The sequence below is a fragment of the Calditrichota bacterium genome (assembly GCA_014359355.1).
Taxonomy (GTDB): Bacteria; Zhuqueibacterota; Zhuqueibacteria; order JANLFK01; family Oleimicrobiaceae; genus Oleimicrobium.
This window is the reverse complement of sequence record JACIZP010000238.1, coordinates 1-16,033: the sequence shown is the minus strand read 5'-3', so window position 1 is coordinate 16,033 and position 16,033 is coordinate 1. Positions and strand designations below refer to the sequence as shown.

At 63.2% G+C, this 16,033-nt stretch carries 11 protein-coding genes; 4 read left to right on the top strand and 7 right to left on the bottom strand.

Annotated features, from left to right (window positions below; genetic code table 11):
- Positions 1-49 precede the first annotated feature (49 nt).
- Positions 50-649 (top strand): YihA family ribosome biogenesis GTP-binding protein, encoded by a 600-nt coding sequence (locus H5U38_10735; GenBank protein MBC7187500.1) that lies wholly within the window; start codon positions 50-52, stop codon positions 647-649.
- Between the two features lie 5 nt (positions 650-654).
- Here H5U38_10735 and H5U38_10730 read toward each other — a convergent pair whose 3' ends face one another.
- From H5U38_10730 to smc, 7 genes are all read right to left on the bottom strand, one after another.
- On the bottom strand, positions 655-1,836 hold the full coding sequence (locus H5U38_10730) for an iron-containing alcohol dehydrogenase (protein MBC7187499.1): 1,182 nt from the start codon (positions 1,834-1,836) through the stop codon (positions 655-657).
- Entirely contained in the window at positions 1,833-2,141 is a 309-nt protein-coding gene (locus H5U38_10725; GenBank protein ID MBC7187498.1) for an antibiotic biosynthesis monooxygenase, read from the bottom strand. Before H5U38_10725 ends, H5U38_10730 begins: the two co-directional genes overlap by 4 nt.
- 19 nt (positions 2,142-2,160) lie before the next feature.
- Entirely contained in the window at positions 2,161-3,786 is a 1,626-nt protein-coding gene (locus H5U38_10720) for a C69 family dipeptidase (protein ID MBC7187497.1), read from the bottom strand.
- A 612-nt stretch (positions 3,787-4,398) separates the two neighbouring features.
- A complete protein-coding gene (locus H5U38_10715) occupies positions 4,399-5,319 on the bottom strand; it encodes a radical SAM protein (GenBank protein MBC7187496.1) in 921 nt (306 codons plus the stop codon).
- 178 nt (positions 5,320-5,497) lie between these two features.
- Positions 5,498-7,309, bottom strand: coding sequence for an asparagine synthase (glutamine-hydrolyzing) (asnB, locus tag H5U38_10710; protein MBC7187495.1), 1,812 nt, complete (start codon positions 7,307-7,309; stop codon positions 5,498-5,500).
- A gap of 101 nt (positions 7,310-7,410) precedes the next feature.
- A complete protein-coding gene (locus H5U38_10705) occupies positions 7,411-8,835 on the bottom strand; it encodes a GWxTD domain-containing protein (protein MBC7187494.1) in 1,425 nt (474 codons plus the stop codon).
- A gap of 13 nt (positions 8,836-8,848) precedes the next feature.
- Positions 8,849-12,427 (bottom strand): chromosome segregation protein SMC, encoded by a 3,579-nt coding sequence (gene smc / locus H5U38_10700; protein MBC7187493.1) that lies wholly within the window; start codon positions 12,425-12,427, stop codon positions 8,849-8,851.
- A gap of 253 nt (positions 12,428-12,680) precedes the next feature.
- Here smc and H5U38_10695 point away from each other — a divergent pair, with 253 nt between their 5' ends.
- From H5U38_10695 to H5U38_10685, 3 genes are read left to right on the top strand one after another with little or no spacing between them, the layout of a single operon-like run.
- Complete coding sequence (locus tag H5U38_10695; protein ID MBC7187492.1) at positions 12,681-14,627, top strand: protein kinase; 1,947 nt, start codon at positions 12,681-12,683, stop codon at positions 14,625-14,627.
- A 13-nt stretch (positions 14,628-14,640) separates the two neighbouring features.
- Positions 14,641-15,321 carry a PEGA domain-containing protein gene (locus H5U38_10690; protein ID MBC7187491.1) on the top strand — a complete coding sequence of 227 codons (681 nt, stop codon included), beginning with the start codon at positions 14,641-14,643 and terminating at the stop codon, positions 15,319-15,321.
- Positions 15,318-15,989: a ribonuclease HII gene (locus tag H5U38_10685; GenBank protein MBC7187490.1), complete on the top strand. Its 672-nt coding sequence runs from the start codon at positions 15,318-15,320 to the stop codon at positions 15,987-15,989. The genes H5U38_10690 and H5U38_10685 overlap by 4 nt, the downstream gene beginning before the upstream one ends.
- Positions 15,990-16,033: the final 44 nt, after the last annotated feature.

Here is a 16,033-nt window from a genome sequence, read left to right as displayed (position 1 = left end):
GCACGGGCCGTTGCAGTGAGCCGAGTGCGTGCAAGAGGGAGGGGACGGGATGAAAGTGACCAAGGCCGAATTTGCGCGCACGGTCGCTGTGCTGACGCAGCTGCCCCGCGATGAGCGCCCGCAGGTCGCCTTTGCTGGGCGCTCGAACGTGGGCAAGTCCAGCCTCATCAACTGTCTGGTGGGCCGGCGCAAGCTGGCGCTGGTGAGCAGCACACCGGGCAAGACCCGCCATTTGAACTTTTACCTGATCAACGACGCCGTCTACTTCGTGGACCTGCCCGGGTACGGCTTTGCGCAGGTGTCGCGCCAGGCGCGCGAGCAGTGGGGGGAGCTGGTGACCGCCTATTTGGAAGGCTGCGCGGCGCTGCGCGGTGTCGTGCTCATCACGGATGCCCGCCACGAACTGAGTCCACTGGACCTGCAGACGGTCGCCTGGTTGCAGAAGTTGCGTCTACCGACAGTGGTTGTCGCTACCAAGAGTGACAAACTGTCCCGGTCGCAGCTTCTTCAGCAGCAGGCGCGCAATGGCCAGTTGCTGGCGCCGTTGGGGGTGGACGAACTGATCAGCTTCTCGGCGCGCACCGGCCATGGCAAGCATCAGCTCTGGGCGCGCATCGATGCGCTGTTGGCGGCCCCGCCTCGCGGATAAAGCTCCTACAGGCGCTCCCGCAGCAGTGCCAGTCGCTGTTCCTCGCTGAGGGCCGCGGGGTTATTCTTGTTCTCGCCCTGTCTGGCGGCCTCCCGAAGCAGCGCTTCGTCCAGGCCGTAACTTCCTAAGCGCGGTAGGCGAAAGCGCTCCGTCCACCTTTCCATCTCGTCGACCAGCCTCCAGCACTGCGTGAGCACGTCGCCTTTTTCGCCGGTCAGCAACGCGCCAACTGTCCCATACTTTTCCAATGCGAGGCGGCTTTGTTCATCATCCGCCTGGCGGAGGGAAGCGATGGTCATCCTGGTAGCGGCGGCCAGCAATGTGCCGCAGGCTACGCCGTGAGGTATCGGGGCCAAGGCGCCAAGTGGCCCTGCCAGGCCGTGGACGATGCCCAGACCGGCATTGGCAAGTGTCAGTCCGGAGAGCAGAGCGGCGTAGGCCATCCCCTCACGCGCTTCGATGTCCACCGCACCGTTTGTCACTGCGCGCTCCAGGCAGTCGCGCACGCGCTCCATGCCTTGCAAAGCCAGGAGGTCGGTGAGCGGCGAGGCCTTGCTGCTCACGTACGACTCCAGAAGCTGCGTAAAGGCGTCCATGCCGCAGGCCGCAGTCAGCTCTGGGGGACAGGTGCAACTCAGCACAGGGTCGACGATGGCGACGTCAGGAACAAAGTGCTCATGGCGCAAGGACTTTTTGAACCCGCCTGGTCCGCGCCTGGTGAGCACGGCGTTCTTGGTCGCTTCGCTCCCGGTGCCGGCAGTGGTGGGCACGGCGATGAAGGGCACTTTCTTGCCACTATGTCGCTCCGGATGGCCGACCCCTTCCAAGAAAGCGGCCACTGTGCCGTTTTCGGGGAGCATGGCCGAGATGGCCTTGCCGGCATCCAACACGCTGCCCCCGCCCACGGCCACCACCACCCGCACACTTTTCGGGCGGAGAGCTTCGGCTGCCTCGTCCACCAGTTGTGGCGACGGCTCTTCAGCCACGGTGAGGTGTTCCACCACGACGCCCACACGCCGCAGCGCGGCCATGATTTCCTGCAACTTGCCTGAGGCGGAGAGGGCCTGCGTTCCCGTGACGAGGAGAATGCGCGAGCCGAATTGCGCTACCAACTCAGGCAGGCGCGCCACGCTCCCGCAGCCGAACACGATGCGCGGCGTGCGAGAAAATGAAAAACTTGCCATCACCACTGGCTCCGGTCCGCAGGGAAGAGCACGCGATGAGGTACCCCTTCGCGCGGCTTGGCCATCCACGGCTCCACCGTGTCGCGCCACTTGAGGTAGTGCGGCGTTCGCTTGTGGGCCGCTGCCGCTTCTTCTGATTCATAGGCCTCATACAGCAGAAAGCGCGTGGGGTCGTGGGCGCACTGCAGCACATCAAAGCGCAGGTTGCCGGGCTCTTTCACGGAAGCCTCATGATTCTCGGCGGTCGCTTGAATAAAGTCCTGCACGTGTTCTGGCTTCACAAAGACCGTGACGGTGTTCACCACCATGGTCGTTCCTCCTGCTGTCTCACCACAGTTCATCGTACTTGGTCCAGAGTCGGTCGCCGAGGTCCCATGCTGCCTGCACCACGCGTTCGCCGCACTTGACGGCATAGTCGGTGAGGAATTTCTTAGCGGCTGCGGGATTGGTGCGATAGCGGCCCAGAGCCTCTTGCTCGATCTTTGCCTGATTGGCAAACAGTTCCGCCTGCAGAGGTCCCCAGGTGGCCGCCACGTCCTTGCGCATATCGCCCCACCGCTGCGCGGCCAGTGTCCCCAGCCGGTTGAAAGCCCACCAGGCGCAGTCGCGGCTGAACCCCCGTGCGCGGCCATCGACTTTGTAGCTGGGGGCGACGTCGGTGATGCCGCAGTAAAGGGGAATGTACACTGAGGTGGCCACGTTGTCGAGCGCCAGCCACACCACGCCGCCGATCTCATCCGGCAGGCCCTCGCGCGACTGGGTGATGGTGGCGTACATGGTGTACCAGCGCGCAATGGTGCGCTCGCCACGCCAGCCCCAGCCGCCGTTGATCTTGAAGACCTTGTTCATGTCGTAGGGCATGAAAGGGTTGGCCAAGGGGGAGATGATGGTGCGTCCGCTATCGTCAGTGACGGTGATGTTCTTCACAAAGTTGTAGTCGGTACCCTCGTAGTAGTCCTGGAAGATGCGCACGAGCTTCTGCAAGGTCACCAGAGTGTCTGGCCGCACGGAAAAGGGATAGTTCTCTGACTCGGGGTTGAGTTTCAGCGAGGGTGCCAGAAGGTCCAGCACGCGCCATTCCCTGCGCCGCGCCGCCAGCGAGGTTCGTCCTTCGGGCGCGTAGGCATAGCAGAATTCGAAGGGTCCCTGGCGCGGGTCCCACCAGCCACTGTCCTGCGCGACCTGGAACACGTTGGCCGAGGCCATGAAATAGTCGGGGTTGCTGAGGTCGATCTGGCGGATGCGGCTGGCGTTGGCGTTGACCGAGACGTGGTCGTCCGGTACGCGCTGCGCCGCCCAGATGGCCCCCACCTGCCCTTTGCCTGGCCCCACAATCTCCAGGTGCCACACCTCCTTGGTGTCGGCGATGGTGAGGCATTCGCCCGCATCGTTGTAGCCGTAGGCACGGGTCAGCTCGTCGGCCAAGCGAATGGCCTCACGCGCGGTGGCGCACCTCTCTAACATCAGCCGCACCAGTTGCTGGCAGTCGATGAGGCCCTTGTCCGAGCGCAGACTCTCGCGGCCGCCGAAAGTGGACTCGCCCACGGCCAGCTGCCGGTCGTTCATGCACGGATAGGCGGTGTTGATGTAGCCATGAGTGTGTTCGGCCTGCGGGATCTGACCAACCGGGACATAGCGGTAGGAGGGCATGGCCAGCGAGTCGTTGTTGGCGCGCTTGCGCAAAGTGACCATGGTGCCGGGTGGGTAGCGCCGCGCTGGCACGATGTCCAACGAGGAGTGGGTGCGGTGGCTGTCGCAGGTGTGCGAAGTACTGACCCAGCCGCCCGCCGACGCCTTTCGCCCGACAGTGATGGTGGTGCAGCCATCTGGCCGGCCATCAACCCAATCGCTCGCTTGGGCTCGCAGCTGCCGGCCAGCGAGCGCCAGCAGGGTCAGGCCCACAAGGACGCTGACCGCACCACGACGAGAACAACGGGCAGAGCATATGGCCATCACGTCTCCTCCTTGCTTGTTCGAATCCGAAAGGCCACCCTGGTGGCATAGGGAACTTTGGCGGAAAAGATACCGCAAATCGGAGAAAAAGTCAAGGTATTTGCAGGAGGAGGGCCACTTCGCGGATTCCCGCCCAAACAGCACGATGGCGCGGGGTCCTGCAGGCCCATCGCGGTTTCTTGCGAAGCTGACCCTGAAGAGCGAGAGAGGAAGGAGAGACCGAAGTGCGAGCTGACTTTCCGCTTGCCGGGGGAATGAGTTGACGACGGTGCGCGGGGCAAGAGGAAGACCAAGGAACAGGAGCTTTTTTGGCTGACGCGCGAAACCCGAGCTCGCAAACCGCACGCCTCTTGCGTGGTGAGCCGTCACCTTGCAGAGGCCGCCAGAGAGAACGTCCCGTTGAGGACAATAGGCTGCGTGGCGAGGCAGGCACGGCCCTCAGTCGCTGCTCGGGGGCCAGGCCTCCTCATGCCGCAGCGGCTGTCAACTACCTGCGTCAAGCTGGTGCAGCTCAGATTGTGGAGAAAAAACCCCGGAGGAACCGCTGCTCCGCTCAGCTAAGCGGTTTCTTTTCTAAACTCAGTCTGCTCGTGAATGGGACCTTGCCACCCCCTACTCGAATTCCTGCACCCAGCCATTTTCCAGCCCGTAGCGCTCGAGCATGGCAAGGGCCTCGTGGTACTCCTCCTCAGAAACGCGGCGCGTGAGCTCCGGAAATCGAGGTGCCCCCCAAATGGGCAGGTACTGGCTCATCAGGCTCACGTGCACACTGGGCGAAAGCTCGCGGGCGATGGTGGATAGCACCCTCTCCGTGTTCTGCAAGGCCCCCGGCAGGACCAAGTGCCGCACCAGCAGCCCGCGGCGGGCAATGCCTTCCTCGTCGAGCTGCAGCTCCCCCACCTGCCGGTACATCTCGCGCAGCGCGGCCAGGCACACCCCCGGATAGTCCGGCGTGGCAGAGTAGCGCCGCGCCAAGTCGGCGTCTGCGTACTTGAAATCGGGCAGATATACGTCCACAATCCCCTCCAGCAGACGCAGTGTCTCCACGGACTCGTAGCCGCTGGTGTTGTAGACGATGGGCAGGTGCAACCCTTGCCGGGCAGCCAGGTACAGCGCCTCGAGCACGCGGGGCAAAAAGTGCGTGGCGGTCACCAAGTTGATGTTGTGCGCCCCACGACGTTGGAGATAAAGCATTGCCCTTGCCAACGTTGCTGGCGAGAGCACATGGCCAGTGCGCCAATGGCTCATGGGGAAATTCTGGCAGAAGACACACGCCATGGTGCAGCCGCTGAAAAAGAGGATGCCGGAGCCACGCGTGCCAGAAATGGGCGGTTCCTCGCCAAGGTGGACCTTGGGCTTGTACAGCACGACCTCGGCTCCCATGCCGCAGAAGCCCGTTTCGCCGGCCAGCCGGTTGGCGCCGCATGCGCAGGGGCAAAGCCGACACTGCGTCAGGTGCACAGCTGCTGCCAGCACCCGCTCCTCGAGCTCACCCGTCCGCACGAGGGCATGATAGCCCGGAGATGGTTCCATGGGGGTCATCGTTGCGGCCATAGGAAGGTACGGGATGCGGCTAAGCATCCGCTCATTCACCTGAGCGCAAGCGCAAACTGCGGCGGTTCCCTGCTTGGCTCGCCTTCGGGCGGGACTTGCGAACTGACCTCGTGGTAGCCTTGTGCCTCGCTGTGAGTTGCGACGAGCGGCCGGCTCCTCATAGCGTGACCTCGTAGAGGCGAGCCCAGAGCGCCACATTGAACAGCTTCCATAGGGCCCTCTCATCCAACGCCATGGCAGATGAACGAAGGGCTTGGGGGGCGAGCATCTGTTGCAGCAGAGGACTGCGCTCAATCTCCTGCATAAACTGCTCGCGGGGGTTCATCCAGCTTCTCAATGGGGCCTCGAACCCCACCTTTGCCCGGCGCCAGGCAACCTCGGGCGGCAGCACCTCCATGGCGCGGACGATGTACTTGGTCCACCCCTCGCGAATCTTCAGGCGGTTGTTCAGGGAAAGCGCCGTTTCCACAAGGCGAAAATCCAAGAAGGGAAGGCGGGCCTCCACGGCAAAGTGCATGGAGTTGCGGTCTTCATAGCGCAACAGGTGCGGCAGCTGGGTCTGGGTCAGTTCAAGGCGCTGGAGCTCGACGATGTCGGCAAAGCTCTCTGCAACCTGCCGGGCCAGCGCGGAGTTGACTTGTGCCAAGAACTCCGGCTTCAGATAAGCATGTCGCGCCTTGAGGCGATTCAGGCGCACCCCGGCGCGCGGAAAGTAGAACATGAAGAGCGCCAGGCGCCACGCCGAAAGCCGCGAATGGCGAGCGCAGTTGAGGAATTCCCTGGTCATGGATGGCAGAGGCAGGGAGCGCAGGTAGGCCGGAAAGTAGCGTTCGTAGCCCAGCAGGCATTCGTCGCCGCCCTGGCCGTCCAGAAGAACTGGACAGCCCACTTCGCGCGCCTTGCGCATCACGAAGTACTGCAGAAAGACCGAGGGGCTGCCAAACGGCTCCTCCTGAGCCCGCACTACTTCCTCGAGGGCCGCGATAAAGTCCGCTCGTTGCGGCGTGACCACATGCCACTCCAGGTTGGCGGCCCGGGCCACCCGCTCGGCGTAGGGCGTCTCGTCCACGCGTGGATCGCTCGCCTTGGCGGTGATGGCCACAAAGCGACGCCGCGCCTGGCTCTGGTAGGCGGCAGAAGCAAGGGTGGCAACCGTAGAGCTATCCAATCCGCCGCTCAAGCAGGTGCCCACTTGCACATCGGCACGCAGGCGGATGCTCACCGCGCGCTGCAGCTCCTTGCGGAACAACGCGATGGCCTCGCGCTCGCCGAGCTGGGCAAGGGAGCCGTCCACTGGCAGCTCGTAGTAGCGTTTCACCTCATGCCGGTGGCTGCGCAAGTCGTAGCGCAGATTGTGGCCTGGGGGCAATTTGCGGATGCCTGCAAAAAAAGTCTCGTCGTCGTACTCCTCAAGCCCCAGCACCAGATAGTCGACGATCTTCCCGGTGTTGGCGCGGCGCACGGGAAGGAATGGAAGCAGCTGCTTGATCTCGGAGGCGAAGGCAAAGGCCTTGTCCGTGTCCAAGTAGTAGAAGGGTTTGACGCCAAACCGGTCCCGGCTGCAAAAGAGGATTTCCTGGCGTCGATCATAAAGTGCAAAGGCCCACATGCCGTTGAAGCGCTGCACGCACTGCTCACCCCAGCGGTCATAGGCGGCAAGGGCGACCTCCACGTCGGTGCGGGTGCGGAAGCGGTAGCCGAGGTCCTCCAGCTCTCGGCGCAGTTCGACAAAGTTGTAGACTTCGCCGTTGAAGACCACCACGTACCGGTCGAGGTAGTGCATCGGTTGCTTGCCGGCGGGCGTCAGGTCCAGGATGGCCAGACGTCGATGTCCCAACGCGAAGTTTGCGCCAGAAAAGTAGCCTTCGCCGTCCGGTCCGCGATGCCGGACCAGCTCGGTCATCTGCGCGATGGTCCTCTGGTCAACAGGCGTGTTGTCCTTGTGGACGATGCCGGATATTCCGCACACGGAACGTGCTCCTTTGCGGCCCATGGCAAAAGGTCAAGCGCAGGTTGGCGCTTGACCTTCGGTCATTGGACAAATCGAAAGCGGCAAGTGAACTGTCTGAGCTAACGGTTGGGGTCGATCCAGCGTTGCCAATCGGCGTCGAACAGCTCACCGCGCGCCGTGGAATGAACGAGCTCAAAGTCGCCCATTTCCCGCTTGTCGACGAATATGAACAGCACGCCGCCTTGTACAGAGTAGTAGTGCCAGATGTGATAAGCCTTGTTTTCCGCGCTGAAGGGGAAGCGCTCAATCTCATCTGGTCGCCCGTATTGCAGCAGGATGCGCCCGCGGTCGGTCTTCCAGCCTTCGCGAAACCCCTTGAACACGGCATTAGCTTCTGCCACGCGCGCTAAGTAGTCCTGCTTGAACTCGTTTTCTGGCGTGCCCGGGGTTTGGTCCATGCGCGCCCAGAACTCCCGCAGGAAATTGCGCTTGCCGGCTAAGTTGAGCTTTTTCCAGGTTGCGCGGTCCTCGGCGGTGTTGATGTAGCGCGTGACCTCAAACTCGTGGTCCAGCTCTTTTTCGCTCATCACGTTGTAGCGCTCGGCATCCAGGCCCGGCGAGCCCTTGCCTGTGGGCGTCTGCTGCTGCTGAGCCGCAAATGTTTCACCTTCGCGGTAGACGAAGAACTTTTTCATCACCGAGGCGCGCTCACCGGTGGTCGGATCTTCGACCTCCAGCACGATGTAGTAGGTCCCAGAAGGCAGGGTGATGATGTTCAGCCCACCGACTTCCACTGCCGAGGTGCCGGGTTTTGTCTTCCTGCTGCTGGGGAAGGCCTTCACGCGTTGCCCTTCGCCGTTGAGGATGAAGTAGTTGACCCGATAGGAGGCCGAGTCGCCCGGATGCCCGTACGTCAGGTTGTAAACTTCGGCGTAGAAGTACAGGATTGGTAAAGCGGTGCCGTAGATGCCCGGAGGGTTGGGCAAGACCAGGTAGTTCCCCTTGGTGAACTGGCCATGGGTGGTGTCGCGGGCAATCTGCGCGGCCAGTTGCAGGTCGCTCAAGCACAGGCCGCTGTCCGGAAAGGCGATGGCCTTGATGTCGAACACGGCGCGGGCGGAGTCGCGCGAAGCGGTGTCCACAACCAGCAGATCCATGCGGTAGTTGCCACGAGGCACGTTGAACTGGCCGACGGTGAACAGGCTGAAAGCCCCCTGCGTCTCCGCCAGACTGTCGGCAAAGTTGACGTTGCGCCATGCGCGGTGAGCAACCGTGTCGGCCCCGGAGAACAACAGCGCATCCACCAGGAACTCTCCACGCAGGCGTCCGTCCTCTGCACGCTGGTACATGAGGGTGCTGCGTGGCAAGGAGATGTAGGTCTCCAGAAAGGTGTGATCCTCTGGGCTGCGAAATCGGGCAAAGTCGACGGTGAATTGCAGAGGAGCGCGCACCGAATCGGCGGCAGCCCCGCTGGCCTGGTTGGTGGAGAGAGGAAGCAGGGCGAGGGTGGCCAGAGCCAACGCCCGCATTGCTGATGATTTCATGACTTGCTCCATGCTAACTTTCTGCCGCGGCCGCGTCCCTCGGTTCGGGGGCAGTCTCCTGGTCCCCAAACCTGACCGATACCAGCTTGGAAATGTGATCCTCGCCCATGGTGACTCCGTAGAGGTAGTCGGCCGCCTTCATGGTGATTTTGTTGTGCGTCACGGTGATGAACTGCGTGTTGGTGGAAAACTTGCGTAGCGCCTGCACAAAGCGGCGCACGTTGATGTCATCCAGGGGGGCATCTACCTCGTCGAGGATGCAGAAGGGACTGGGCTTGACCAGGTAGATGGCAAAGAGGAGCGAGATGGCAGTCAGGGCCTTCTCGCCGCCGGAGAGCAACGAGAGCGACTCCATCCGCTTGCCCTTGGGGCTGGCGACAATCTTGATTTCGGCCTCCAAGGGGTCGTCGCCTTCTTCTAAGCGCACTTCGGCAGTGCCGCCGGCGAAGAATTCCGCAAAGACCTGCTTGAAATTCTGGTTGACCGTCTGGAAGACCTCCGCAAACTTCTCCCGCGCCGTCTGATTGATTCGGCGGATGGTCTCTTCCAGGTTGGCCCGCGCGTCGAGCAGGTCTTTGCGCTGGCTGAGCATGAGGTCAAGCCTCGCCTTCTCTTGTTCGTACTCGCGCAGGGCAAGAAGGTTTACCGGGCCTAACAGTTTGAGTTTCTGGCGCAGCGTGGAGATTTCCTCCTCCACAGTTGTCACGTCCAGGTCTTCGATCTCCTGAGCAGAGAGTTCCACTTCGAATTCAACGCGGGCGCGCTCTTTGAGGTTGTTGATCTTGAGCTGCAGTTCGTTGACCTGGAGTTCCAGCTGATGCACAGCCTCGGCGATGCGTTCCCGTTGCGCACGTACGTCGCGGCAGGCGCGCTCCTGTTCATCAATCTGCTGCTTGTGGCTGCGGTAGCGTTCCTCGAGCTCCAGCACCTGGTGTTCCAGTTGGTCGCGCTTGGCAAAGCTCTCCTGAAGGGCGTGCTTCAGTTGGGTGATGCGCTCGCTCAGGGCGGCGGCCTGTTCTCTTGCCTGGCGCGCTTCGTCAGAGCGAGTGGTGATCGCCTGTTGGGTTTCGGCGATTTGCGCCTCGGTGCGCGACAGTTCAGCAACCACCTCGTCAAGGTCACGGCGCTGGCTGACGAGGGCGATGTGCAACCGCTCCGCCTCGGAGGCCAGCTCAGAGGCCGTAGACTCGAGGTCGCGCAGTTGCTCGCGCAGTTGCTCTGCTTGGGCAGCGAGGGCTTCGCCCTGTGTGCTGAGCTCGGCCAGCTCCGTTTGCTGATCGGCAAGTTCCTGGTCCACCTGTTGGCTGCGGGCGCGCAGTTGCTCTTCCTCGGCTGCGATGGTTTGCTGACGCTCGCGCAAGTTCCGGGCCCGCTCCTCGAGCTGACCTACCCGCAGCCGACATGCCGCTGTTTCGGCCTCGCGGGACTGAAGCGCCTGCCGGAGCTCGTGTTCTTGGCGGCTTAAAGCTGCGATCTCGCTGGCGTGGCGCTCGGCCTGGTGGCGTAACTCTTCCATTTTGCCGGCCAGCGCATTCATGGCCGCCGTGGTCTGTTCCAGCTGCTGGCGGCGGCCGATGAGGCTGACTTCCTGGCGTAAGGCCTGCCCGCCCCGCACAAGCCCGGCAGCAGTGAGGCGTTCGCCGCTGAGGGTCACCAAGTCGCAGCCATGGGCGGCGGCAGTGGCATAGAGACGCCGGGCTGTGTCCAGATCCTTGACGACGGCGGTGCTCCCGAGCAGAGCAGCAACCAATGGGCGATAGGCCGCCTCGCAGCTCACGACCTCGTCTGCCCAGGCGAGTATCTCCTCTGCCTGCCAAGGCCTTGGTGATGGTGGGCACGGGCGCACGTCGGCCAAGGGCACAAACCAGGCAGGACCCTGTTGGTGAGCGCGCAAAATTGCCACACCGCGAAAGGCAGCAGCCTGATCGGTAACCACCACGTAATTGAGAGCTTCGCCAAGCACTGCTTCGATGGCCGCTCGGTACTGGTCGTCCACTGCCAACATATCCGCCAGGGGGCCGAGCGCCCGGAAGGAGTCGCCCGGCTGAGTGACGAGCAGGCGCACGCTTTCAGGCTGGTCTTCGTAGCTTTGCAACAGGCGGCGGAGGATTTCGGCGCGATGGCGCGCCCGCTCCATTTCTCCTTGGGTGTCCAGTTGCTGCATGCGCAGCTGCTCGTGCGCCTGACGAAGCGAGGCGACTCGCTCCTGGACAGCTTGCAAGGCGGTGCGCGTCTGTTGCGCAACTTCCTCGAGGCGCGCCAACTCATGGGTCTGCGCTTCGAGTTCTGTCCCTATCTCGGCTAAAGCCTGCTCGTTGCGCGTTCGTTCTTCAGCCAGGGCAGCAGCGCGCTCCTGGAGAGCCGTTTTCTGGGCCGTTGCTCGCTCGCCGCGGGCGCGCAACTCGGCCAGTCGCCGCTCGTGGTCGCGTACCTTCAGCTCTGCGGCACGGTACTCTTGCCGCAGCGTCGCCACCTGCGCCATCTGCTCCTGGTGGCGGGCGCGGGCCTGGTCATAGGCCTGCTGCGCGTCGGCCACGAGTTGTTCGACCTTGGTGCGATGCTGTTGCTGCTCTGCCAGGTGGGCCTGCAGCTTCTCCAGGCGCCTTTGCAGCTCGGCAGCATCTCTTTGCAGAAGCTCGGCGCGACTCTCCAGCGAGTGTATCTGTTCGCGGCCGACCAGCACTTCCTCCTCATGGGCGCGCAGCGTGCTGACTGCCTCGTTGAAGTGCTGCTGCGCCTGGCGTAGCTCGTGCTCCTGGGCGATGAGGTGGGTCTTGGCCTCTTCCAAGGCCGCCTCGAGTCGCCCAAGCTGCGCGGACACCGTTTCGCGTTCCTGCCGCCGCACAGTCAGCTCCTCCAGCAGGGGGGCGAGCTGTCGGCCATAGTCGGTGAAGCGCTTGGTGGCGAGCTTGATCTCTAATTCGCGCAAATTCTGGGCAATGCGCTCGTAGCGCTGCGCGCGATGCACTTGCCGCTGCAGGGAGCGGACCGTCTTTTCTACCTCGGCGATGATGTCCTCGAGGCGCTGCAGGTCCTTCTCCGTCGCCTCCAACTTGCGATAGGTGGCCTTGCGCCGCTCCTTGTACTTGGTGATACCGGCCGCTTCGTCAAAGACCCGCCGCCGCTCCTCGGCCTTGCCGTTGAGCAGGGATTCCACCATGCTCAGCTCGATGACCGAATAGGCGTCTGGCCCCATCCCCGTGTCCATGAACAGATCGTTGATGTCCTTCAGGCGGCAGACCGTGCCGTTGAGCAGGTATTGGCTTTCGCCCGAGCGGAAAAGGCGGCGGGTGACCACGACTTCGCTGTATTCGATGGGCAGGACGTTGCGCGTGTTCTGGATGGTGAGCGACACCTCGGCCATGCCTAAGGGCTTTGCCGTCTTGCTGCCGGCGAAGATGACATTCTCCATCTTGTCGCTGCGCAGCACACCGGCCTTCTGCTCGCCCAGTACCCAACGGATGGCATCGACAATGTTGCTCTTGCCCGCGCCATTCGGTCCGACGATGGCGGTGATGCCGGGGTTGAAGACCAGCGTCGCCTTCTTGGCGAACGACTTGAAGCCCAAAATGTCTACCTGCGAAAGGTACATGCAGTATTTCCTACCCAGAGTCCTATGGCAGTTGCGGCGCGCGGAGTCGTGACCCACGCCCAGGCCGGCGTTTTTGAGGCGTGTTAATGTACGATGAAATTCAACACAAAATCAAGCGGTTTTTTGTCCGCATGGGGCGACTGAGCAGCTCGCTTCTTGCGGCCTTACTGAAAAAACTGTTGACATTGGCACAGATTCTGATAAATTTGCTGCAGGGCCGAGGCCGAGTTGGAGAAACAGAGACTTGCCATAGATGAGTGCGAGGCACAGCGAGCCAAGAGGTGCGCCAGGAGATTGGCGCACGGAGGTGCCGCAGGGCTACCGCCTTCTGACCCGCGTTGAGGAAGAGCCGCTCTGGACATTGGTCACCGCTAAGGACGCGGCGGGGCGGTCCGTTCTCCTCAAACTGTTCAGCCCGCTGGTGCGCAACCAGGAAGAGTTGCGCAGCGAGGTCATCGCTTCACTGCGCCTCAGCGAGAAGCTTGGCCACCCCCAGATCCTCCGTCCCAGTGCCATCGTGGCGCAAGGGAGGCCCTTAGCGGCAGTGTATGACTGCCGGGCCGGCGAGACTCTGCGGCATCGACTGCGCAAAGGCAAGGGGCTCGAGGTGGCCGAGGGTTGTCGCATGGTGTTGCAGGTGGCGCTGGGCATCCAGCACCTGCACCAGGAGGGGCACGTGCAGGGGCTGCTCACACCTGCCAGCATCTGCGTGGACCAGGAAGGCAATCCCCTGTTGCACGAAGTGGCGTTGGCTCGTTTGGCTGCGCTCATTCAAGAGCGGGGGGCGCCAAACATCCGCTGTCGCTATGCACCGTATCTGTCGCCGGAGCAGTTGGCCGATAGCCCACAAGCCACTTTCCTGAGCGACGTCTATGGGCTGGGTGTGTTGTTGTACGAGCTGCTCACGGGCCAGACGCCGTTCATTGGCTCCACGGTGGCCGAAGTTGCCGCCCAGCAGGTGCGGAATACAGCTCCTTCGGCCAGGAGGCTGAACCCAAAGGTCCCGGAGAGCCTCGATGCGCTGGTGGGGCGTTGCCTGGCACACGAACCGCAGCAGCGGTTCCCTTCCTGCGCAGCATTGATGGACGCTTTGGAAGCTGAGTTGTTGCGCCTTCCGGGAAGGAAGGCGCCTCGGGCAGCAAAGCGGAAGGGCGAGGTGCAGTTTTCTCTGGCCGAAGCTGAGGCGGCATCGCTGCCGGAGAGGGCGGCTGGAGTGAGGAGGCTATGGGGGCCAGTTCTGGTGGGTGTCGTCGTGGTGGGCCTCCTTGCCGCCGGAGGGCTGTTGGTGCTGAACAGGAAGCGCCCCGAACCAAGTCCTCCCTTGGTTGAGGTTGAGCCAAGGGGAGAGGTGGCAACGGTAGCGTCGCAGGAGGGGGCCGGGAATGCGCCTGTGAAGGCGGAGCAGCAGGAGAAAGCGACGGTGCCCGCGGCTCCAGGGAGCGAGGCGCAGCCTGGGTCCGCGGTGTCGTCCTCGACCGCGCCGCCGGTGCGGCCGCTTCCGGCAGCAGTGACCGTAGAAGTGCGCGCGGGCGGGTTGCCTGTGGCGGCGGAAGTGTTCGTGGACGGTAGCAGCAGGGGCGCGGTGGACGAGCGCGGTGCGTTGGGGCTCCAGCTCTGGCCGGAGGAGCGGCACACCCTGCGCGTCACCAGGCCGGGGTTTGTGGCATGGGACACCACTTTGGCCCTGCGCGCAGGTGAGAACCGATCGATACGGGTTGAACTCCGGCCGCAGGCGGGCGCGACCGTAGAAGTGACGCTGGCCAAAGTGGACTTTGCCGACTATGTGCGCATTGACGACGCCGGCGAGGCACGCCAGCTCCCCGTTACGCTCCGCCTGCCCGTGGGTCGCCACGTCCTGGAGTACTTAGACCGGGAGGGGAACCGCATGTGGCGTGGTGAGCAGGTCTTTGATCTCCAGACTGCGCAGCAGTATCTGCCCAAGGCCGTCGTGGAGTTTGCCGAGTTGGCTGTGGTGGTGGAAAATGCCGCAGAGGTCGGTTACGGCTATGTGCTCATCGACGGGCAGGAGTGGAAGAGCGGGGGCACCAGCGCCACCCCCATGCGCACCTTAGTTCCGGCTGGACAACACCGCATTAGGCTGGTGCGCGATGGATTCCGCGCCGTGCCCACGGATACCACGGTGAGCTTGCACCCAGGCCAGCAGATGCGCGTGGGCTTTAGGCTCTACCCGGCACGATAGGCAGGGGGAGGGCATGCGAGTCGGCAGACTGATCGTGTGCGTCGCCTTGCTGGCGCTTTGCGCCGCCGCCGGTGCCCAGGAGCGTCCGCTTGCCGTGCAGAGGGGCATTGACCTCTTCTACCAGGCACGCTTTGCAGAGGCAAGCGATGTGCTCCAACAAGCCATCGCCACCGGCAAACTGGCCAGAGAGGCGCGTTTTGACGCCTATCTCTACTTGGCATTTGCCATTTTGCGCGGCGGCGGTCCCGCAGAGGCGGCGGACGTCGCCTTTGAGGCGTGCGTGCGCACCGACCCGGCGCGTACCCTGGACCCGTCCAGAATCCCGCCTGATCTGGTGGAGCGGTTCGAGCAAGTGCGCAGAGGCCTGGTGGGTAGGCTTTACGTGGTGTCCAATCCCCGCGAGGCCGGCGTGTTCGGTGTGCAGGCCGAAACCGGACGGCAAATTGTGGGACGCACGCCGGTACTTTTCGAAAACCTGCTGGCGGGCTCTTATCAGTTGCGTATCACCAAGGAGGGATACGGCCAGGAGGTGTTGGCGATCGAGGTGGACCCCTCGGAAGTCGACACGCTGTACGTGGACCTGCGAGAAGGCAGCTCCAAGGCTTCAACCAGGCGGTGGATCGTGGGAACCGCAATTGCTGCTTCACTCTTGGCGGTGGTGATTGTCGTAGCACAGCGAGCGGCGGCGCCATGAACAGTGGCGCGGAGAGAGCTTCCGAAGCCATGATGCGCCACGACGAGCGAACACGGGTCTTGGAGCTTTTGGCCTATGAGCGCGATCTGTGGGCCAGGGGAATTTCGGCGGTGGCCGGGATCGACGAAGCCGGGCGTGGTCCATTAGCCGGCCCGGTAGTGGCGGCAGCCGTGGTGTTCGCCCCGGATGTCTTCATCGCTGGCATCGATGACTCGAAACGACTCTCGCCTACCGCGCGGGAGCGCCTGTACCGGGAAATCTTCCGGCACGCCAGAGCCCTGGGCGTAGGTGTGGTGCAGCCGGCCGACATCGACCGCATGAACATCCGCAACGCCACCCACTTGGCCATGCGCAAGGCCCTGGCGAGGCTCACGGTGGCGTGCGAGCACGTGTTAGTGGACGGCAATGAGGTGCCTGAGCTCGGGTTGCCGCAAACGGCGCTGGTCGGCGGTGACCGCTGCTGCTTCTCCATAGCCGCGGCGAGCATTGTTGCCAAGGTGGTCCGTGACCGCCTCATGAATGGCTACGACCGCATCTTCCCGGAGTACGGATTCGCCGAGCACAAAGGCTATGGCACGGCGCAACACGTGGCGGCCATAAGGGCGCATGGCCTCTGCCCCATCCATCGCCGCTCGTTCAAGGTGAAGGGATTACACGTCGATGGATGACGCCCACTGGCGCAAGGCGACCACTAAGGCAACCGGCAGCAAGG